The following is a 21,514-nucleotide window of genomic DNA, read 5'->3' on the forward strand; positions in this document are numbered from 1 at the left end:
TTCCCGATCGGGATTGAAGCTTAATTGCTGAAATCTAGGTGAGCGACCACGGGGACGTGGTCGGAAGGTTTTTCCCAGGCGCGCACATGCTTCTCGATTGCCGTTCCGGTGAGGCGATCGGCTGCCTCTGGTGACAGCATCAGGTGATCGATGCGGATACCGTTGTTTTTTGGCCAGGCGCCGGCCTGGTAATCCCAGAATGAGTAAAGCTTGATCGCGTCCGTCGTCGCACGTACCGCATCGGTAAAGCCGAGATGTTCGAGCTGGCGGAAAGCCTGACGCGTCTGCGGCAGGAAGAGTGCGTCGCTCTCCCAGACCTTGGGGTCGAAACAATCATGCGGCTCGGGGATGACGTTGTAGTCGCCGGCGAGTATCAGGGGCTCTTCAAGGGCCAGGCGCTCCAGGGCGAATTTGCGCAGGCGCTCCATCCAGGCGAGCTTGTAGGGGTATTTTTCCGTATCGACCGGATTGCCGTTCGGCAGATAAAGGCAGCAGACCCGCAAGGCGCCGTGTCCTTCAACGGAGAACACCGCTTCGATGAAGCGAGCCTGTTCGTCGCTATCGTCACCTGGCAAGCCGCGCGTCACCTCATCCGGCTTGGTCTTCGAGAGAATCGCAACGCCGTTGAAGCCTTTCTGCCCATGCGTTTCGACATGGTAGCCGAGCGCCTCAATCTCCAGCCTGGGAAATCCTTCATCGACGGTCTTGATCTCCTGCAGGCAGACAATGTCCGGGTTCGAGTCCTTCAGCCACTGGCAGAGGTTCTCGATACGCGCTTTGACGCCGTTGATGTTCCAGGTGGCGATTTTCATGGGCGGCTCATTCCTTTGCTTCGCCCTGTTGTATCCGCAGCCAATCGGCTTGACTACAGCCCATATGAAAACCGGCCCGAAGCGAAGGCTCCTGGCCGGTCATCAAACTGTGGAAAAGCTGAGTGAGGATCAGATGGCAAAACTTGTGCCGCAGCCGCAACTTGCGACCGCATTCGGATTCTTGATCTGAAAGGATTGGCCGAGAAGATTGTCGACAAAATCGATCTCCGAGCCTGCCATATAGACCAGCGACAGCTGATCGATCAGGACCGTCGCATTGTTCTTTTCGACAATGATGTCGTCAGCTTCGGGTCCTTCGACGAGATCGAATTTATAGGAAAAACCCGAACAGCCGCCGCCTTCGACAGCGACGCGAAGAGCGCGCTTTCCGGCATCCGCGCCGACGATAGCAGCGATTCGCTTGGCCGCGGCATCCGATAGGGTAACACTTGTCTCAGTCATATCTTCCTCCTGCCGGGGTCAAGATCCGGAGAGAACCATTAAGCCGTCAAACTTTCAAACGGCTGATATTCGTAGCCTTTAACATGAAAGTCAGGCCGGCGACAGCTATGGTTTCCTGGTTGAGCCAGACGCCATTTTGCTGTTTTCTTGTCTATAGGTATGAAGGCCGCAAAGCGGCGTCAATGGGCCAGGATGTAGGAAGAGCGGACATATGTCCGCATTGCCGGGCACGGGCAGGGACCGATTGCAGGGAAACGACTGTCGCGCCGATGGCGGTGCGGGAGCCAAATGCCGGAAATGGATTGATAATGACGATTGATACGCATGCATTGGGTTTCGGATACGGGGAAAAGGCAGCCTATGCAACGAATCCCTGGGAATCGCGCGGACGGCTCTACGAAGAAGGGGCGAGCCCGACACGTTCCGAATTCCAGCGCGACCGCGACCGGATCGTCCATGCGACCGCCTTCCGGCGGCTGAAGCATAAGACGCAGGTCTTCATCGCTCAGGATGGCGACCATTACCGCACTCGGCTGACGCATACGATCGAGGTGGCGCAGATCGCCCGCGCCCTGGCGCGAGCCCTGAAGCTGGATGAGGATCTGGCGGAGGGGGTGGCACTTGTCCACGATTTCGGCCACACGCCTTTCGGTCATACGGGCGAGGATGCACTGCATGAGGTGCTGCTGCCCTATGGCGGCTTCGATCACAACGCCCAATCCCTGCGCATCGTCACCAAGCTTGAGCGCCGTTATGCTGATTTCGACGGACTCAACCTCACCTGGGAAACGCTTGAGGGCCTGGTGAAGCACAATGGACCGCTGATGACGCCTGATGGCAAGGGCATCCAAGGTCCGGTGCCGCGGCCGATCCTCGATTATTGCGAGATCCACGACCTCGAAATCGCCTCCTATGCCAGCCTTGAAGCGCAGGTCGCCGCCATCGCGGATGACATCGCTTACAATACGCACGACATCGATGACGGCTTGCGCTCCGGCTATTTGACGTTCGACATGCTGGAGGAGGTGCCGTTTCTTGCCAAGCTGATGACCGAGGTGAGGGCACGTTATCCGCATCTGGAGGCGAGTCGCTTCACGAACGAAATCATGCGCCGGCAGATCACCCGCATGGTGGAGGATGTGATCGCCGTTTCGCAGCAGGCGCTCGCTGAAATCAAGCCCCGCAATGTGGCCGACATTCGGGCTGCCGGGCGGATCATCGCGACCTTCTCGCCCGAGATGGCCGAAACCGACAAGCTGATCAAACAGATGCTGTTCAAGCGCATCTACCGTCATCCCGACATCATGCGCATCCGTGCCGGCGCGGCGCAGATCGTCACGGACCTTTTCCACGCCTATATGGAAAATCCCAGGGAGATGCAGAGCCATTACTGGGTCGATCATATTGCCGGGTTGGCGATCGCCCCCAAGGCAAGGCATGTCGGCGACTATCTCGCCGGCATGACGGACACTTACGCCATCAGCGCCCACAAGCGCCTGTTTGACCAGACTCCCGATTTGCGGTAGGCAGCGGCGGCGTCGGGCCGATAGCGGCTCGCGAAGCTAATGCGTGGACGATATGATGAACCTTTTCACCGACTTCGAAGTAAGAATTAAGAACGCTCTCGAACAAATTGATATTGTGCGGGAAAAGCGATCTGAGCTCGATTTCGGACGTATCGGCGTAGAGCCGCCTCGCGATGCAACTCACGGCGATGTCGCCACCAATGCGGCCATGGTTCTGTCCAAGCCGCTTGGCACGAATCCGCGTGCGCTTGCCGAAATCATCGTCGCCAAGCTGAAGGAAGATGCTGATGTCGCCGAGGTTTCGGTGGCCGGCCCTGGCTTCATCAATCTCCGTCTTTCGGTCGGCTATTGGCAGCGGCTGCTGTCCACGATGATCGCGGAAGGCGAAAAATTCGGCCGTTCCAAGCTCGGCGGGGGGCAGAAGGTCAATGTCGAATATGTTTCGGCCAACCCGACCGGGCCGATGCATGTCGGCCACTGCCGCGGCGCCGTCGTAGGCGATGCGCTGGCAAACCTGCTGGCCTTCTCCGGCTATGAGGTCACCAAGGAATATTACATCAACGATGCCGGTTCGCAGATCGACGTGCTCGCACGCTCCGTCTTTATTCGCTATCGCGAGGCGCTGGGCGAGCAGGTAGGCGAGATACCGCCGGGCCTTTATCCCGGTGATTATCTCGTTCCGGTCGGTGAAGCGCTCGCCAAGGAATTCGGCACCAAGCTGCGGGGCATGCCGGAAGAGCAATGGCTTCCGATCGTCAAGGAGCGCGCCATCGATGCGATGATGGCAATGATCAGGGAAGATCTGGAGGCGCTGAACGTTCATCACGACGTATTCTTCTCCGAGCGCACCCTGCATGCCAATGGTGCGGCACTGATCCGCACCGCGATCAATGATCTGACGTTCAAGGGCTATGTCTACAAGGGCGCGCTGCCGCCGCCGAAGGGGCAGCTGCCGGAAGACTGGGAAGATCGTGAGCAGACGCTCTTCCGCTCGACGGAAGTGGGTGACGATATCGACCGTCCGCTGATCAAGTCCGATGGTTCCTATACTTATTTTGCCGCCGACGTTGCTTACTTCAAGAACAAGTTCGACCGCGGCTTCAACGAGATGATCTACATCCTCGGCGCGGATCATGGCGGCTACGTCAAGCGGCTGGAGGCGGTGGCCCGCGGCGTTTCTGATGGTGCTGCGAAGCTTACGGTGCTTCTGTGCCAGCTCGTCAAACTGTATCGGAATGGCGAGCCGGTGAAGATGTCGAAGCGCTCGGGCGATTTCGTCACCCTGCGCGAAGTCGTCGATGAGGTCGGCCGCGATTCGGTGCGCTTCATGATGCTTTACCGGAAGAATTCAGAGCCATTGGACTTCGATTTTGCCAAGGTCACTGAGCAATCGAAGGACAATCCGGTCTTCTACGTGCAGTATGCTCATGCCCGCTGCATGTCGGTCTTCCGTCAGGCCAGGGAAGCCTTCCCGGATCTCGATATAGCCTCGCTCGATCTGTCGAAAGCTGTCGTCGGCGCGATCTCTGATCCTGCTGAATTGCAGTTGGTTGCGAAGATTGCGGAATTCCCGCGAATCATCGAAGCTGCAGCTCAGTCTCAAGAGCCGCATCGCATCGCTTTTTATCTTTACGATTTGGCCAGTTCCTTCCACGGACACTGGAATAAAGGTAAAGATTTACCGGAATTACGTTTTGTTAACGATAAGAACCGAGAATTGAGCATTGCCAGACTTGGGCTGGTGTACGCTGTCGCGTCGGTTTTGAAGTCGGGTCTTGGTATAACCGGGACCGCTGCACCGGACGAAATGCGATAAACGTCACCATTTACCCACATTACGCTGGCATCAGTTGAAGCGTTTTCGAGTGGAACGGGTGATGGCAGAAAAACAGTTCGCGTATCGCGCAAGCGGAAACGACAAGTTCTTTGCGGATGATGATCCGCTTGCGGAACTTGCTCGTATCGTAGGTTTCGAGCCGCGCCCCGCTGCTCAGGAGAATGCTCCGGTTCAACGGCAGGACCCTGCCTTCAACCTCGAAGACGAGCTTCTTCGCGAATTCGAGCGGTACGATACGCCGCGAATGAGTCCGGCAAATGACATTTCGGCTCCGGCGGAGCAGGTGTCGCCGCCGAGCCATGAGCAGGCGGCTCTTCCAGCTGAGCCGGTAAAGGCTGAGCCCAAGTTTGAAGGGCCGAAGTTCGAAGAGCCTGTTCCGCAGCTCGTGGCTCCGATCAAGCCGACGATCGGTGCTCGCGATCTGATCGACGAGCTCGAAATGTCGATCGCGCCGGTTTTGCAGCCGGCGCAAAAGCCCGTGTCCGTCGAGCCGCAACCGGCTGCTCCGGTGCTGAAGCCGACGCCGCAATCGGCTGCCGCCACCATAAGGCTGCCGCTTGCCAACTTTACGCTGGCAACCCCGGCTGCCCCGCGTGAGCAATTCACGCCGGCTGCTGTCCCCGCACCGAAGGCCGCTTCCGACGAAGCGCTGTTCGATAGCGCCGTCGATTTCGAGGCGTTCGACCGTGTGGAGCCTGCACACGCTCCGGAGCCAGTCGCTCAGCCTGCCGTATCCCAGCCGGCTCCGGCCGTCTTTCGTGCGCCCGAGCCGCCAAAGGTGGTCAAGGCCGATCCGGCCGCGCTTTCGGCTGAGATCGATGCCCTCCTGGCCGATGTGAATCGCTATTCGGTTCCATCCAAGACCGATGCGCCGGTTGCTAAGGAAGAGCCAGCTTTCGAAGATTTCAGCGCCTCCTTCTCGGAGCTTGCAGAGCTGCCGGTCGCTCCGGCCCCTGTAGCACAGCGCGAAGAGGCAAAGCCGATTACCTTCGGTGCGGAAGATCCCTTCACTGATCAGGACTTCGAATTCGATCTGGCCGATATCGAAATGGAACTCGCGGGTCTCGATTTCGCTGAGGCCGATAAGTCTTCTGCCGCACGGCAGTCGGCTCCCGCCGCTCCGATGGCGGAGCCTGCCCTTTCCCGAGCAACGCCCGTTGCGCCTGCGCCTGCTGCTCCGGTATTTGCCGCTGCAGCGCCCCAGCCCGTGCAGCCTATCCAAACGTCTGCCGTAAATGCCGCGCCTGCAGCGACTACGGCCGCGCCGGTGTTCGAAGCCGATCAGCCACTGCCGTTTGATCCCACGGAAATCGCCGAGACGGAGGAGCGTGTCGAAACCTTCGAGGGTTCCCATGTTCCGCATCTGCCGGCAATCGAGCCGGAGGAGCCGATCGCGGTGCCGTCGGAATTTGATTTCGATCTTGATTCGGAAATGGCGAGCCTGCTCGGTACTCCGGCCAAGGAAGCAGCACCTGAGCCGATCAAGCCGGCTGTTGCGGCCGCACTTGGTGGTGCCGCTGCCGCCACTTCCTGGTCGAAGAATGCAGCTGCCCAGCCTGCCGTGCCAGTCGCAAAGCAGCCGATCGAAGAGTTCGACGAGTTCGAGCGTGCACTGGAAGAGGACTTCCGCCGCAGCTATCGCGAAGCCGCGACGCCTGTCGAGAATGTCGCCAGGATGACGCTGAACCCTGCGGCCAACCGTCGCCCGGTTCGCTCCGTTCGTGGAATGGTGACGACTGCCGCTGTCATCGTGGTTCTTGGCGTCGGTGCTTACGGCGCCTACAGCTGGATCCGTCACGGCGCGCCGATCTCCAGCTTCTCGGGTGAGCCGCGCGTGATTGCAGCCGACAGCGATCCGGTAAAGGTCGCTCCGGAAAATCCAGGCGGCACTGTCGTTCCGAATCAGGACAAGGCCGTCTACGACCGCGTTGCCGGCGACAGCACAGCGGCGCCGAAGCAGAAGGAGCTTGTCTCCTCCAACGAGCAGCCTGTCGATGTCGTCCAGAAGACGCTGATTCCCGAAGCCGTATCTCCGGATGACGGAAGCGGCGATCAGGTCACGCCGACGCCGGTCGGTGAAACCGAAGATCCACGCCTGCTGCCGAACCAGAATGGCGGCAACACCAATGTCGCCGCCAACAACGACGAACAGGTGCCGTCGGTCTCGCCGCGCAAGGTGCGCACGATGATCGTCAAGGCGGATGGTTCGCTGGTACCGCGCGACGAGCCGGTTGCCGATACGACGACTGCGGCCGCCAAGCCGGCGAACAATCCGGTCGCATCCACCAGTTCGCGTCCGTCTCCAGCAAATGCCCCTGCCGCAAACCAGTCGGATGATACCGATGCCGCCAGCGCCGAGAGCACGCCGATCCGCGTCGTCAAGACGAACCCGGTTCCGACGGCACGTCCGGCGCCCGCCGCCAAGGCGAACACGGCTGCTCCGGCCCAGGAAGCCCAGGCTCAGCCCAAGGCCCAGCCGAAGCAGGTCGCATCTGCTAGCCCGGCGGCTGCAGCTCCGGCTGCCACCTCCGCTGCAAGCGGCGGCGCCTACGGTGTGCAGATCGCATCCCTGCCGACCGAGGCTGACGCGCAGAAGTCGCAGGCAAACCTCAAGGTCAAGTTCGCCAGCGTCATCGGCAACCATCCTCTGGAGATTCGCAAGGCCGATATCGCCGGCAAGGGCACATACTATCGCGTCCGCGTCGTCGCCGGCTCGAAGGATGATGCCGCTGCCATCTGCACGCGCTACCGCGCCGCCGGCGGCACCTGCCTGATTTCGAAGTAAAATCAGATATGAAACTTGGAAAACGGCGAGCATCGGCTCGCCGTTTTCATTTGGAGCGCGCTGTTCCTGTGCATCTCCGCTTGACGTCACTCGCATTTCCCGGCGCAAGCCTTATGATTCGGATATGACCGAATCGAAATCCATGATCCTTGGCTGTAGCGGCCACACCATCACCCCCGAAGAGCGATCCTTCTATCAGGGGGAGCAGCCCTGGGGCTTCATCCTGTTCGGACGCAATATTTCCGAGCCGGCGCAGATCGCCGATCTCGTTGCGTCTCTTCGTGATAGCGTCGGCCGTGACGCGCCGGTTTTCATCGATCAGGAAGGCGGCAGGGTGCAGCGTATCCGTCCGCCAATCTTGCAACATTATCCCTCGGGGCAGGCACTCGGCGATATCTATCGCCAGGATCGCGAACGAGGCCTGCGTGCTGCATGGCTGATGTCGCGGCTCCACGCCTTCGATTTGCTGAAGTTTGGTATCAATGTCGATTGTCTGCCGGTACTGGACGTGCCTGTGGAGGGATCGAGCAACGTCATCGGTAATCGCGCCTATGGCTCCGATCCGGTAACGGTGACGGAGATGGGGCGCGCTGCCGCGGAAGGCCTGAAAGCCGGCGGCGTGCTGCCAGTGATGAAGCATATGCCCGGCCACGGCCGCGGCTTTGCCGATTCGCATCACGAACTGCCCGTTGTCTCGGTTCCGCGCGCGGAGCTGGAGGCACATGATTTCGCGCCTTTCGTGGCTCTCAAGGACGAGCTGATGGCGATGACGTGCCATGTCGTCTTCACCGATATCGATCCGGAGAACCCGGCCACGACGTCGCGCAAGGTGAACGAGGAGATCATCCGCGGCTATATCGGTTTCCAGGGGCTGCTCCTGTCGGACGATACCTCGATGAATGCGCTGAAGGGCACGATCGGCGAGCGCGCAGCAAATATTGTTGCGGGCGGATGCGATATCGTGCTGCACTGCAATGGCGTCATGGACGAGATGCACGAGGTGGTTCGCAATGTTCCCGCGCTGGCGGGCGCGTCGCTGGCAAGGGCCAAGGCGGTCGAGGCGGCATTCGGCAGGAATGACGGGGCTGATGAGGCCTCTGTTCGGGCGGAATTCGACGCGATCTTCGCCGTAGCGTAAAACCGGGCTTCGAGGAACGGACGGGTGACAGAGTGAGCGGCAGCACGGACAAGCTTCAGCAGGCGGCAACGCCGATGGACAAGCTCTGGCAGGAAGGTGAGGCGCAGCGCGGCTCGCACGAACCGTCGCTTGTCGTCGATCTTGCCGGCTTTGAAGGACCGCTCGATCTTCTGCTGCATTTGGCGCGCACCCAGAAAGTCGACCTTTCCCGTATCTCCGTTCTGGCGCTTGCCGAGCAATATCTTCAGTTCATCGACAGCGCCCGGCGCATCCGTATAGAGCTCGCGGCCGATTATCTCGTCATGGCCGCATGGCTCGCCTATTTGAAGTCCAAGCTGCTCATCCCGCAGCAGAGCAAGGAAGATGGGCCGACGGGCGAAGAGATGGCGGCGACGCTTGCCTTCCGCCTGAAGCGCCTTGAGGCCATGCGCGATGCCGCAACCGATCTCGTCAATCGCAACCGCCTCGGCCGCGATATCTTCGCGCGTGGCGCGCCGGAGCATATTCCGGATCGCCGCCAATCGGCATTCGATGCCAGCCTTTATGATCTCCTGACCGCCTATGCCAGCCTGCGCCAGCGCCAGGCCGTGACCCAGGTGACGATCGAGAAACGCCGGGTCTGGTCGCTCGCCGATGCCCGCGTCATCCTTGACCGCATGATCGGCGAAATTACCGATTGGACAGCCCTGGAGCATTATCTGCTGAGCTATATGACGACTTCAAGCGAGCGGGCGACGGCGATCGCCAGCGCTTTCGCAGCTTCGCTCGAACTGGTGCGCGAGGGGCAGCTCGAAATTCGTCAGGAAGGCGCGTTTCAGCCGCTTTACATGCGGCGCGGGCCGAAGCATTCGTCACTGGAAGCAGCGGAATAGGGCAGGGAACGCGTGACGGAACCGGACGACGAACAGCAGCATGTGGGGCACGAGGCGGAGACGCCCGATGCGGACGATCGTCTGCTGAGCGAGGCCGAGCGCATCGCCGAAGCGTTGGTTTTCGCCTCGGCGCAGCCGGTTTCCGAAGCTTTCATTGCAGAGCGCGTGGCGCGTGGCATCGATATTCCAGCCATTATGCAGAAGCTCAAGGCCGATTACGCGATGCGTGGCGTCAATCTCGTGCAGGTGGATGGCGCCTGGGCCTTCCGCACGGCCGCAGATCTCTCTTTCGTGATCCGGCGTGATGAAAGTGAGGTACGCAAGCTGTCCCGTGCTGCGCTGGAAGTGCTGGCCATTATCGCCTATCACCAGCCCGTCACGCGTGCCGAGATCGAAGATATCAGGGGCGTGCAGACCTCCAAGGGTACGCTCGACGTGCTGATGGAAGCCGGCTGGGTCCGCTTCCGTGGTCGTCGTCGCACGCCTGGACGGCCGGTGACGCTCGGCACGACGCGCGATTTCCTCGATCATTTCGGCCTGGAAGAGCTGCGGGATCTGCCTGGTCTCGAAGAGTTGAAAGGGGCAGGGCTGCTCTCGGGCCGTATCCCGGCGAATTTCAACATTCCCTCGCCATTGATGAGTGATGAGCTCACCGAGGATGAAGATCCGATCACGCAGCTGGATCTGGAGGAACTCGGCATCCTGCCACCGAGCGGCTCAAGCGATTGAACCATCGGCCGGCTCCTGAAAGGCGACCGCAATCGCATCGGCAGAATTTTCGCGAAACGGAACGTCAGGTCTCTCTTTCGCCATCAGCGGGTGCGAATATAACAATCATCCTCTCGGCTTGGAGACGTTCGGTCGCCCGCATCGGCGTTCGCTATCCCGATATGCGTGGATGTACTACATTTTCGTGTTTGAAAAACATCCGCAAACGTCTTACATCGAAAAGACACTGTAATTGGGAGTTAAAGCAATGGGTTCTCTAAGCATATGGCACTGGCTCATCGTCCTGGCCATCGCGCTGTTGTTGTTCGGCCGTGGAAAGATCCCGGAGCTGATGGGTGACGTCGCCAAGGGCATCAAGAGCTTCAAGAAGGGTATGAACGACGACGAGGATACTTCGGCGCAGCCGACGTCGGCGACGACGTCCCGCACGGTCGAGCACAAGGCTGACGAAACGAAGTAATCATGTCCGGCAGGCGTCAAACTAAAAGGTTTGCCGCAGGCCCAGGAGCCTTTGCATGTTCGATATAGGCTGGTCCGAGCTGGTGGTTATTGGCGTCGTGGCCTTGGTGGTGATCGGCCCCAAGGAATTGCCGGCGACCTTGCGGACAATCGGTAAGATGACGGCGCGGGCCAGGAAGGTCGCTGGCGACTTTCGTGCCCAGTTTGATGAAGCCATGCGCGAGGCGGATCTGGACGACGTGCGCCAGACGATCGCCGACGCTCAGAAGCTCAATCCGGTCAACTCACTGCGTGAAGCCATGAACCCGCTGCGGGAAATGGGCAACGAGATAAAGGCCGATCTGCAGCGTGCGGCAACGCCGGACAGAGCAGCTCCGGCCGCGACGCCGTTGCCGTCTGAGCCGGTTCCGGGCGTCTCGTCCGGCCTGCCGGAAGCACTTGCGGCCACGTCCGCAATGCCTGCCGCTTTGAGCAATCCGCCGCCGGCGGTTGCTCCGGAAGCAATGTCAGCAGTTGTTCCGCAGCCGGTGGCCGCCGTGAGTGAAGCTGCCGAGAAGCCGAAGGCCGCTCGCAAGCCTCGCGCCAAGGCCCCGGTCAAGACCGAGGATGTTGCGGCTGCCGCCGTCCAGACGCCCGTCGTCACGGAAAAACCAAAGCGAGCCCAGCGCAAGGTCGCGACCGCTGTTGCCGTGGAGAAAGCGCCTCCAGCTCCCAGGAAGCGTACCGCTGCGACAGCCAGCAAGGCGACGCCTAGAACGCCCAAGAAGAAGGACCAGGCATGACGGGTGACATCGACGATAAGCCACAGCCGCTTATCGAACACCTCATGGAATTGCGCACGCGGCTCATTTGGTCGCTCGTGGCTTTTTTCATTGCCTTCATTGGATGTTTCGCAGTGGCGAAGCATCTCTTCAATTATCTGGTCTATCCCTATAAATGGGCCGTCGAATGGGCTCATCTCGATCTCGCGAAGTCCGAACTGATCTACACGGCGCCGCAGGAGTTCTTCTTCACCCAGGTGAAGGTCGCCATGTTCGGCGCTCTGGTCATCTCTTTTCCGATCATTGCCGCGCAGATCTACAAATTCGTGGCGCCAGGCCTTTATAAGAACGAGCGCAACGCCTTCCTTCCGTTCCTGATCGCGTCCCCCGTCTTGTTCCTGATGGGCGCCGCACTTGTCTACTTCTTCTTCACGCCCATGGTCATGTGGTTCTTCTTGAAGATGCAGCAGACGCCGGGCGACGGCCAGGTGGGTATCGCGCTGATGCCGAAGGTCTCGGAATATCTGAGCCTCATCATGACGTTGGTCTTCTCTTTCGGGCTCGTCTTCCAGCTCCCCGTCATTACGACGCTGCTGGCGCGGGTCGGCTTGCTGACATCGACCTGGCTTGCTGAAAAGCGCAAATTCGCGATCGTTTTCGCCTTTGTCGTCGCCGCCGTGCTGACACCGCCAGATCCGATGTCCCAGATCGGCCTTGCACTGCCGACGATCCTTCTCTACGAGATTTCCATCTACGCGGCGAGACTCGTGGAGCGCCAACGTAGCCGGCAAACGCTTGAAGAGAGTGGCGGGACTTCCGAGATCACCAAGACGGACGACGTCTAGGCGAGGAAGGTTCAGCCTCGTTTCCCAGCTATTGCCGTTTCGACCTCCGACCGAAGCCTCGGTCGGAGTTATACTTACGTCAAACGACCTGGAACGAAGATGCTTGATATCAGATGGATTCGTGAGAATGCCGAAGCTTTCGATGCAGCGCTTGCAAAGCGCGGTGCGGAGCCTCAGTCGCAAAGCCTCATAGCGCTCGACGAGAAGCGCCGCTCCGTCATTCAGTCCGTCCAGGACATGCAGTCCCGCCGCAACGCCGCGTCCAAGGAAATTGGTGCGGCGATGGCGCAGAAGAACAGCGAGCTTGCCGAAAAGCTGAAGGCGGAAGTTGCCGACCTAAAAGTCTCGCTTCCGGCTGCGGAAGAGGAAGAGCGCACGCTGACGGCCGAGCTCAATGATGCGCTGTCGCGCATTCCGAACATCCCGCTCGAGGACGTGCCCGTCGGCAAGGACGAGCACGACAACGTCGTCAAGCATGCCTGGGGCGCTAAGCCAACCTGGAACCATCAGCCGAAAGAGCATTTCGAGATCGGCGAAGCGCTCGGCTATATGGATTTCGAGCGCGCCGCAAAACTGTCAGGCTCGCGCTTTACGGTGCTGACCGCGCAACTTGCTCGTCTTGAGCGCGCGCTTGGCCAGTTCATGCTTGATCTCCACACCAGCGAGCATGGCTATACCGAAGTCAGCGCACCGCTGATGGTACGCGACGAGGCGATGTTCGGAACAGGTCAGCTGCCGAAATTTTCCGAGGATTCGTTTAGGACCACGGACGGCCGCTGGCTGATCCCGACGGCGGAGGTTTCGCTGACCAATCTCGTTTCCGGCGAGATCCTTGAACAAGAGAAACTGCCGCTGCGCTTCACGGCTCTGACGCCATCCTTCCGCTCGGAAGCGGGCTCCGCCGGCCGCGACACGCGCGGCATGCTGCGCCAACATCAGTTCTGGAAGTGCGAGCTCGTGTCGATCACCGATGCGGAAAGCTCCATTGCCGAACATGAGCGGATGACGGCTTGCGCGGAAGAGGTGCTGAAGCGCCTCGGCCTGCATTATCGCGTCATGACGCTCTCGACCGGCGATATGGGCTTTGGCGCACGCAAGACCTACGACCTCGAAGTCTGGCTGCCGGGGCAGGATACCTATCGCGAGATTTCGTCCTGCTCGGTCTGTGGAGATTTCCAGGCGCGGCGCATGAACGCCCGCTACCGCGGCAAGGACGATAAGAACACCAAATTCGTTCACACGCTGAACGGTTCTGGCACTGCAGTCGGCCGCTGCCTCATCGCCGTCCTTGAGAATTATCTCAATGCCGACGGCTCGGTCACTATCCCCGACGCACTCCTGCCATATATGGGTGGTCTGAAGAGGATAGAAAAAGCAGCATAATCGGGGGGGGCGATGCGTATTCTTCTGACCAATGATGACGGCATTCATGCCGAAGGTCTGGCGGCGTTGGAGCGTATCGCCCGCACTCTGTCCGACGATGTCTGGGTTGTCGCGCCCGAGACGGACCAGAGCGGTCTTGCCCACTCATTGAGCCTTTCCGAGCCGTTGCGCATGCGCAAGGTTTCCGAGAAGCACTATGCGCTCAGGGGAACACCGACGGATTGCGTCATCATGGCGATCCGCCAGGTGATGGACGTCAAGCCGGATCTGGTGCTTTCGGGCGTCAATTCCGGCTCGAACGTTGCCGACGACGTCACCTATTCCGGTACCATAGCCGGTGCCATCGAGGGCACCCTGCAAGGCGTTCGTTCCTTTGCGCTGAGCCAAGCCTATCTCTATGAAAATGGCTCCCGCGTCGTGCCCTGGGATGTCGCCGAAACGCATGCGCCGGCTTTGCTCAACAAGCTAATGACTGTCGATTTGCCTGACGGGACGTTCCTCAATCTGAACTTTCCGAACTGTCGTCCCGACGAGGTCGACGGAGCGGAAGTGACCGCACAGGGCAATCTAGCCTTCAACGTGCAGGTCGAGGAGCGGGCCGATGGCCGCGGATTCCCATATTATTGGCTTCGCTTCGGCGAGCGAAACGGCATCTTCCGCCCGGGCACTGATATTCAGGCGTTGAAACAAAATCGTATTTCGGTAACGCCTTTGAAACTCGATTTGACGGATTATTCGGCGCAAGACCGCGTGGCGCGGGCGCTCGGTATGGAGTAGCGGATTGACACCTCGTTTGGTGGAAAAGGAAGGCTTTGCGGCTGTGGTTTTGCGGCTGCGGGCAGAGGGTATATTGGACATCGATCTGATGACGGCGGTCGAGCAGACGCCGCGCATGCCTTTCGTGCCGGTGCAGTTTGCCGATGATGCCTATTCCAGCCGGACAATTCCAATCGATTGCGGTGCCTTCATGGAAGGCATCGATTTGGTAGTGCGTATTCTTCACAGCCTGAAGATCAAGCCTGGCCACCGCGTGCTCGAAATTGGTACGGGCAGCGGCTTCACCGCTGCCGTCATGGGGCGGATCGTCGAGCGCGTGCTGACGGTCGATCGCTACAAGACGCTGACGACATCGGCGCAGCAGCGCATGGATGCGCTCGGCCTGCGCAATGTCATCATCCGTCAGGCGGACGGCAGCGCCGGTTTACCGGGCGAGGGCACGTTCGACCGCATACTGGTCACCGCCGCCTTTACCACGATGCCGCGCTTCTATGCAGAACAGCTGGTGTCCGGCGGCTCGATGATAGCCCCACTTATCGTCGATGAGCATACGTGTCGTCTGGTGCGCCTGACGAAGACGGGAAGCCGATTCGAGCGCGAAGAATTATTCGACGTTCCCTACCAGCCCATCGTTCCCATGCTCGCCTCCTATCTTTGAGGCCCAATTCGGGCTGATGCCCCTATGGAAACGGGCGATTGGCACCGTTTCGTTTTCTATGGTTATCAATTCCTCAAAAAAACACATGCCGCACCAGTGCTTTAACCGCATGGTAAGATTAACGCGCTTTAATCGACCCATAATCGGTTGCGTCTTAAGTGGGTCGAGTCATGGGTTTCAGTCTTTCTTCAAACGTCAGCAAATCGGCAGGGAAAGTCCTGGTGGCCGTTCTTCTGGCGAGTACTGCCACAGCTTGCAGTTCGGACACGACCCGCTTCAGCGGTCTCTTCAACAAGACGGACAATGTAACGACCGGCTCGATCAACCGGCGCGGCCTCAATGGTCCGAATGGTGATCCGGTGCCGCGCGCCGACGTTGCTCAGGCGGGCGGCTACGGCCAGCAGGATTATTCGCAGCAGAGCGCGCCGGTGTCGCAACCATACCCGAATTCTCCGGCTCGCTATAGCCCGTCCTATTCCAGCGCGCGGGCTTCAACCGCTCCTGTCGCAATCCAGCGCACCGATCTCGCCCCTCCGAGCGCTTCCGCCAGCGCCGGTCGCGCTCGTGCGGTATCGCAGGGACAAGCCGAAGCGCTCGCGCAGCCGTTCCCCTCGTCGCGTGGAAATGGATCCCGTGCCGCACCGGCGCTTGCTCCCGATACGATGTCTACCGGCACGATCAAGGCCGCCGCCGCGCAGCAGATGTCTCCCGGCTGGACCACGGTCAATGCCCCGAGCGTGACGCTGCATCAGGGTGAAAACATTGCGCTGCTGTCGCGCCGCTATGGCGTTCCGGAAAAGGAAATCCTGCGGGCGAACGGCTTGCGCAATGGCGCTGCCGCGCAGCCAGGTCAGCAGATCGTCATCCCAACGATGAATGGCGCCGGTGTCTCGGGCCCGGCCAAGATGGCCGCTGAAGCGACGGATCTTTCCAAGGGCGGCAAGATGCCAGGCCCGGTCAAGGCCCCGCAACAGGAAGCGCTCGCGCTGCCTTCCGGCAACCAAATGCGCGGCAAGGCTGGCCTTGCCGATCCCAATAAACTCGCCGCCGGCAATGGCAAGGGGCCGACGCCGAAGGGCACCTACGTCGTCAAGCCGGGTGACTCTTTGGCGAGAATTGCCAAGGAAAGTGGTGTTTCCGTTGCCGAACTGAAGCGTGCAAACAACATGCAGGCCGGCGACAGCATTCGCATCGGTCAGGCGCTCGCGTTGCCGCACGGTGGTGTCGCTGCCGCAGATCCGGTGAAGACCGCTTCGATCGAGCCGCAGAAGGCGTCGGCCAAGCCGGGCGCACTGCCCGTAGAGCCGAAGCAGGCCGCCGCCGACCCGATCGCCAAGCAGGCACCTAAGGTTGCCGCCCATGCCGATGCGGCAGCTGATGCCCCCACCAAGCCGAAGGAAGTTGCCTCCGCTTCGCCGAGCCAGTCCATCAATGATGCCGCAAAGTCGGATGCGCAGGCCGATGCGCCTGAGGCGACCGGTATCGGCAAGTATCGCTGGCCAGTTCGCGGCGCTGTCGTCGCCGGCTATGGCGCCAACGTCAACGGCAGCCGCAACGACGGCATCGACATCTCCGTTCCAGAGGGCACGCCGATCAAGGCTGCTGAAAACGGCGTCGTCATCTATGCCGGCAACGGCCTGAAAGAGCTCGGCAACACGGTTCTCGTTCGCCACGACGACGGCACGGTAACGGTCTATGGCCACGCGGACGCGCTTAGCGTCGCTCGCGGCCAGAAGGTCCAGCGCGGTCAAACGCTCGCCACGTCAGGCATGAGCGGCAATGTCAGCCAGCCGCAGCTGCACTTCGAAGTCCGCAAGAATTCGGCTCCGGTCAACCCAATGACGTTCCTTGAATAGGTAGTGCGTCTCAAGGACTCTGCAAAAAGCCCGGTCAATGCCGGGCTTTTTGTCGTTTATGGCGATGTTGGTCGATTGAGGATCAATCACGCTCCAGCACGATGCGCAGCCGGCCGGCCAGATCCTGGATATATTGCCAGGCGACGCGGCCGGAACGGGCGCCGCGAGTCGTCGCCCACTCCAGGGCTTCGTGATGCATTTGGGCGCGATCGAGATCGAGCTTGAAGTGATCGGCATAGGCGTCGATCATCTGCAGATAGTCTTCCTGGCTGCATTTGTGAAAGCCGAGCCAGAGGCCGAAGCGATCGGAGAGCGAGACCTTCTCCTCGACGGCTTCCGAAGGATTGATGGCGGTCGACTGTTCGTTTTCCATCATATGACGCGGCAGCAGGTGGCGGCGGTTGGATGTCGCATAGAACAGCACATTATCAGGCCGTCCCTCGACGCCGCCGTCCAATGCCGCCTTCAGCGACTTATAGGCGGTGTCGTCATGATCGAAGGAGAGATCATCGCAGAAGATGATGATGCGATGCGGCATTGCTTTCAGGATATCGAGCAGCACCGGCAGCGAGGAAATATCCTCGCGATGGACTTCGATCAGCTTCAGTGAAACGCCGGTCGCCCGACGCACGTCTTCATGCACCGCCTTGACGAGCGAAGATTTTCCCATGCCGCGCGCGCCCCAGAGCAGCACGTTGTTGGCGGCAAAACCTTCGGCGAAACGCAGCGTGTTTTCGTGCAGAATATCGCGTACATGATCGACGCCGCGGATGAGGGTCAGCGCCACACGGTTCGGCCGGGGCACAGGCTGCAGATGAAGTCGCGTGGGGGCCCAGACGAAGCAGTCGGCGGCATTCCAGTCATTGACGGCCGGGGCCGGTCCGGCCAGGCGTTCGACAGCGTCGGCAAGGCGACGGACTTCGGCAAGGATCAGGGCGTTTTGGTCTTCAGTCACCGTTTCCTCCTGAATATTGAACAAGAAAGTCGTAAAATGCGCGCGCTGTCTTGCCGGGTATCATGCTCCCTTGGGGGCTGAAAGGCTAACAGACCGGGAAAACGGTACGGTTGACGGCTGTTTTTGTTGCATTCGCCATGCGCGTAACTATATTCCGGCCACCTGACGCGGGGCCTTGTTCCCGCTAGGAGTTCAAGGGAGTTCTCGATGTTTATCACCAACGCATATGCGCAGAGCGCAACAGATTCGGCCGCGAGCGCCTTCGGCGGTTCCGGCTTTGAAATGATCATCCTGTTCGTGCCGCTGATGGTCGTTTGGTATTTCCTTCTCATCCGTCCGCAGCGCGCGCAGGCGAAGAAGCGTGACGAGGTCCTGAAGAATATTCGCCGCGGCGATCAGATCGTCACCAGCGGCATCGTCGGCAAGGTCACGAAGGTGATCGACGAAAAGGAACTGGAAGTCGAGATCGCCGATGGCGTGCGCATCCGCGTTGTGCGCAGCGCTATTTCCGAGGTTCGCGTCAAGGGTGAGCCCGTCAAGGCGGACGCCGCGTAAGGCTCCTCCCGAGAGGCGGCTTCCGCCGCCGCTGCGCATCTTCCAAATTCGAGATCGACTTTCTTGAAGGATTGTGCACAAATTCAAGGTGTTACTGCGCCCTTTGCATTTTCGTTCGAAAGGGAGGGCGCGGTAGGGAAGTCCTAATTCGAGAGAGCGATGCTGCACGTCTCCTGGTGGAAGACCACCCTGATCTGGTTCGTCGTTCTCTTGAGCGTGCTTCTGGCCGCTCCCAATCTGCTTGGCGAGCGCGCGCTTTCATTCCTTCCGACATGGTGGGCACACCGAAAGATCGAGCTTGGCCTCGATCTTCGGGGCGGATCGCATCTGCTGCTGAAGATGGAACGGGGCGATGTCGAAAAGGATCGCTTGGAAAGCATTGTCGGCGATATCTCCACCCGGCTGCGCACTGTCAATGTCGCCTATTCGGGCCTGACCGGCACTGGCCGCAAGATCCAGCTTCGCATCAACGATCCCGCACAGATCCAGACGGCCTTGACGGCACTGCAGCCGCTGACATCAGGACCGGATAAGCCGTCCGCGGTTCTATCTCAGGGTGACAACGGTGCGCTGATGCTCGATATCACCGATACCGATATCGACAGCCATGTGTCATCGGCGATTGCACGCGCGATGAAGGTCATCCACGCCCGCATCGCACAACTCGGTGTCGGCGAACCCGTAATCCGCAGGCAAGGGTCTGACCGCATCGTCGTGCAGGTGCCGGATCTCGCCGATGCGCAGCGACTGAAGAACCTTCTCGGCCAACCCGCCAAACTCAGCTTCCGCCTGATAGATCAGTCGATGTCGGTCCAGGACGCTATGGACAAGCAGCCACCGGCCGGGTCCGATGTGCTGTTTTCCGAAGATGATCCGCCCGTTGGCTATCTCGTGCAGCGGCAGCCGCTGCTCTCGAACATCGATTTTTCCGATGCCGTCGCGGTCGTTGACAATCAAAAAGGCGAGGGCACGGTCTCCGTCAAGCTGACGCCGGAGGCGACCCATCGTTTTGCGCAGGCAACGGCCAGCAATCTCGGCAAGATCATCGTTGTCGTGCTTGACGATCAGGTCATCTCCGCGGCCTCCCTGAAGACTGTTATCGCAACAGGCGAGATCGACGTTCCCGGGGATTTCACGGCCCAGGGCGCCCAGGATCTCGCCGTCATGGTGAAGAGCGGACCGCTGCCGGCAACGCTGACGACGGTCGAGGAACGGACCATTCAACCGGGCCTCGGCGGCGAAACGGCGCGTTACGGCCTTATTGCCTGCATTGCCGCTGCCGTCTTCGTTGCCGCCTTGATGATCGGCTTCTACCGCCTGCTCGGCATCATCGCGACCATCTCGCTCGTCATCAACATGATCATGGTGGCAGCGCTCATGGGCCTGCTCGGCATCACGCTGACCTTGCCCGGCGTCGCCGCGATCGTTCTTATCATCGGCATCGGCCTCGATGCGCTGGTGCTGATCTATGAGCGTGTGCGCGAGGAGGAGAAGAAGACCCACCTTCTCGTTGATGCGCTGCGCCACGGCTTTAATCGTGCGGCTGCGACCGTCGCCGACGCCAATCTGACAGTGCTAATCGTCGCCGCCATTCTCTTCTACGCCAGCACGGGGGCGGTGCGCGGCTTCGCCGCGACGCTGATGGTCGGCGTTATCTCGACCTTCTTCACCTCCTGCTTCGTCACGCGGTCGCTGGTGAATATGTGGATTTCACGCCGCAAGCCGCGCACTTTGCTTGTTGGCGTGCGCAGCGGCATTTTTGATAATGCCAATATTCGCTTCATGGGCATCCGCCGCTATACGTTTACGGTCTCCGCCGCCCTGTCTGTCTTCACGCTCATTGCCTTCGCGACGGTCGGCATGCACCTCGGCATCGATTTTGCCGGCGGATCGATCATCGAGGTCCGCGCCAAGCAGGGTGTTGCCGACGTTGCGGATATTCAGACACGCCTTGAAGCCGTCGTACCTGGCGACGTGCGCGTCGAGCGGCTGGCCGATCGGCTTGGCGCCGTGGTTCGCGTCCATGCGCAGGACGGTGGCGAGAACGCCGAACAGTCGGCCGTTTCCCAGGTGCAGGACGAATTGAGCAGGAACTACAATTTCTCTCGCGTCGAGGTCGTCGGGCCGGCGGTATCGGGCGAAATCACCATGACGGCCTCCCTTGCCGTCCTGGCGGCGCTAGCAGCAATTCTGATCTACATCTGGCTTCGGTTCGAATGGCAGTTCGCAGTCGGCGCGATCATCGCGACGCTGCACGACGTCATCCTGACGCTCGGCCTCTTCGTGCTATCAGGCATGGAATTCAACATGACCGGCATTGCCGCGATCCTGACGATTGTCGGCTATTCGCTGAACGACACGGTTGTCGTCTATGATCGCATGCGCGAAAACCTGAAGCGCTATTCGCAGATGCCGTTGCCGATTTTGATCGATGCCTCCATCAATCAGACATTATCTCGTACCATTCTGACGTCTGCGACGACGCTTCTGGCGCTGCTCGCGCTCTATATTTTCGGCGGCGAGGTGATCCGTGCCTTCACCTTCGTCCTGCTTTTCGGCGTCGCGGTCGGCACTTTCTCGTCGATTTATATTGCGGCGCCCGTGCTGATCCTGTTCAAGCTGCGGCCGGACAAGTTCCAGACCGGCGGCGAAAGCAATGGACCCGCGGCCGGCAATATCCAGTCAGGCAAACCAGCGGTGTGATACAGTGGCTAAAGGTATAGAAATCCGAAATGCGCATTTCCCCGGACGCGCGCCAATCGACGCTTACGGAAATGGTGGCTTCCGCTTTGCCGACATGTCGCATCGCGGCTCGCTGCTTTGCCTGCCCTCGGGCATCTACGGCTGGGACATGCTGCAGGGCGATGCGCTAACGCCGGATCGCTTCCAGAAGGTTCTCGATGAAGCTGCCGAGATCGAAGTGCTGCTCGTCGGCACCGGCATGGAGCTGCGACCGCTTCCCGCCGAATTGAAGGCTGCCCTGCGTGGAAAGCAGATTTCATCCGACCCGATGAGCACCGGCGCTGCCGTGCGCACCTTCAACATCATGCTGTCCGAATCGCGCGCCGTGGCCGCCGCGCTGATCGCCGTCTGATATTCGGATC

General features: G+C 60.2%; 19 protein-coding genes. 16 read left to right on the forward strand and 3 right to left on the reverse strand.

The genetic code is table 11. From position 1 onward, the window contains the following. Positions 1–20: 20 nt before the first annotated feature. Positions 21–812, reverse strand: a complete 792-nt coding sequence (gene xth, locus AC13RE_RS00495) for an exodeoxyribonuclease III (protein WP_488484876.1) — start codon at positions 810–812, stop codon at positions 21–23. A 129-nt stretch (positions 813–941) separates the two neighbouring features. Then, the gene (erpA, locus tag AC13RE_RS00500) at positions 942–1,274 is read right to left on the reverse strand and encodes an iron-sulfur cluster insertion protein ErpA (protein WP_015339680.1); all 333 of its coding nucleotides are present in this window, start codon (positions 1,272–1,274) and stop codon (positions 942–944) included. A 308-nt stretch (positions 1,275–1,582) separates the two neighbouring features. On the opposite strand from erpA, the gene AC13RE_RS00505 reads away from it, so the two are divergent. From AC13RE_RS00505 to AC13RE_RS00565, 13 genes are all read left to right on the forward strand, one after another. After that, on the forward strand, positions 1,583–2,800 hold the full coding sequence (locus AC13RE_RS00505; RefSeq protein ID WP_488561597.1) for a deoxyguanosinetriphosphate triphosphohydrolase: 1,218 nt from the start codon (positions 1,583–1,585) through the stop codon (positions 2,798–2,800). A gap of 55 nt (positions 2,801–2,855) precedes the next feature. Next, complete coding sequence (argS, locus tag AC13RE_RS00510) at positions 2,856–4,616, forward strand: arginine--tRNA ligase (RefSeq protein WP_488562517.1); 1,761 nt, start codon at positions 2,856–2,858, stop codon at positions 4,614–4,616. A gap of 61 nt (positions 4,617–4,677) precedes the next feature. Further along, positions 4,678–7,422: an SPOR domain-containing protein gene (locus AC13RE_RS00515; RefSeq protein ID WP_488561598.1), complete on the forward strand. Its 2,745-nt coding sequence runs from the start codon at positions 4,678–4,680 to the stop codon at positions 7,420–7,422. A gap of 124 nt (positions 7,423–7,546) precedes the next feature. After that, entirely contained in the window at positions 7,547–8,560 is a 1,014-nt protein-coding gene (gene nagZ / locus AC13RE_RS00520; protein WP_488561599.1) for a beta-N-acetylhexosaminidase, read from the forward strand. 74 nt (positions 8,561–8,634) lie between these two features. Further along, entirely contained in the window at positions 8,635–9,432 is a 798-nt protein-coding gene (locus AC13RE_RS00525) for a segregation and condensation protein A (RefSeq protein ID WP_051043255.1), read from the forward strand. A gap of 42 nt (positions 9,433–9,474) precedes the next feature. Next, positions 9,475–10,161 carry an SMC-Scp complex subunit ScpB gene (gene scpB / locus AC13RE_RS00530; protein ID WP_488562518.1) on the forward strand — a complete coding sequence of 229 codons (687 nt, stop codon included), beginning with the start codon at positions 9,475–9,477 and terminating at the stop codon, positions 10,159–10,161. A gap of 247 nt (positions 10,162–10,408) precedes the next feature. After that, positions 10,409–10,621: a twin-arginine translocase TatA/TatE family subunit gene (locus AC13RE_RS00535; protein WP_113233363.1), complete on the forward strand. Its 213-nt coding sequence runs from the start codon at positions 10,409–10,411 to the stop codon at positions 10,619–10,621. Positions 10,622–10,676: 55 nt separating this feature from the next. Next, positions 10,677–11,402, forward strand: coding sequence for a Sec-independent protein translocase protein TatB (gene tatB / locus AC13RE_RS00540; protein WP_488561600.1), 726 nt, complete (start codon positions 10,677–10,679; stop codon positions 11,400–11,402). Continuing rightward, positions 11,399–12,226 carry a twin-arginine translocase subunit TatC gene (gene tatC / locus AC13RE_RS00545; protein ID WP_488561601.1) on the forward strand — a complete coding sequence of 276 codons (828 nt, stop codon included), beginning with the start codon at positions 11,399–11,401 and terminating at the stop codon, positions 12,224–12,226. The genes tatB and tatC overlap by 4 nt, the downstream gene beginning before the upstream one ends. Positions 12,227–12,325: 99 nt before the next feature. Beyond that, positions 12,326–13,609 (forward strand): serine--tRNA ligase, encoded by a 1,284-nt coding sequence (gene serS / locus AC13RE_RS00550; RefSeq protein ID WP_132716470.1) that lies wholly within the window; start codon positions 12,326–12,328, stop codon positions 13,607–13,609. 12 nt (positions 13,610–13,621) lie between these two features. After that, positions 13,622–14,386, forward strand: coding sequence for a 5'/3'-nucleotidase SurE (gene surE, locus AC13RE_RS00555; RefSeq protein ID WP_488561602.1), 765 nt, complete (start codon positions 13,622–13,624; stop codon positions 14,384–14,386). A 4-nt stretch (positions 14,387–14,390) separates the two neighbouring features. Then, on the forward strand, positions 14,391–15,044 hold the full coding sequence (locus AC13RE_RS00560; protein WP_041677382.1) for a protein-L-isoaspartate(D-aspartate) O-methyltransferase: 654 nt from the start codon (positions 14,391–14,393) through the stop codon (positions 15,042–15,044). Between the two features lie 170 nt (positions 15,045–15,214). Next, positions 15,215–16,900 (forward strand): peptidoglycan DD-metalloendopeptidase family protein, encoded by a 1,686-nt coding sequence (locus AC13RE_RS00565; protein WP_488561603.1) that lies wholly within the window; start codon positions 15,215–15,217, stop codon positions 16,898–16,900. Positions 16,901–16,982: 82 nt separating this feature from the next. Here AC13RE_RS00565 and AC13RE_RS00570 read toward each other — a convergent pair whose 3' ends face one another. Beyond that, the gene (locus tag AC13RE_RS00570) at positions 16,983–17,855 is read right to left on the reverse strand and encodes an ATP-binding protein (RefSeq protein ID WP_488561604.1); all 873 of its coding nucleotides are present in this window, start codon (positions 17,853–17,855) and stop codon (positions 16,983–16,985) included. 207 nt (positions 17,856–18,062) lie between these two features. On the opposite strand from AC13RE_RS00570, the gene yajC reads away from it, so the two are divergent. From yajC to AC13RE_RS00585, 3 genes are all read left to right on the forward strand, one after another. Next, complete coding sequence (yajC, locus tag AC13RE_RS00575) at positions 18,063–18,410, forward strand: preprotein translocase subunit YajC (protein WP_015339695.1); 348 nt, start codon at positions 18,063–18,065, stop codon at positions 18,408–18,410. A gap of 159 nt (positions 18,411–18,569) precedes the next feature. After that, the gene (gene secDF / locus AC13RE_RS00580) at positions 18,570–21,113 is read left to right on the forward strand and encodes a protein translocase subunit SecDF (RefSeq protein WP_488561605.1); all 2,544 of its coding nucleotides are present in this window, start codon (positions 18,570–18,572) and stop codon (positions 21,111–21,113) included. A gap of 4 nt (positions 21,114–21,117) precedes the next feature. Further along, on the forward strand, positions 21,118–21,504 hold the full coding sequence (locus tag AC13RE_RS00585; protein ID WP_069611981.1) for an Mth938-like domain-containing protein: 387 nt from the start codon (positions 21,118–21,120) through the stop codon (positions 21,502–21,504). Positions 21,505–21,514: the final 10 nt, after the last annotated feature.

Source organism: Martinezella sp. CNPSo 3959, assembly GCF_057784355.1.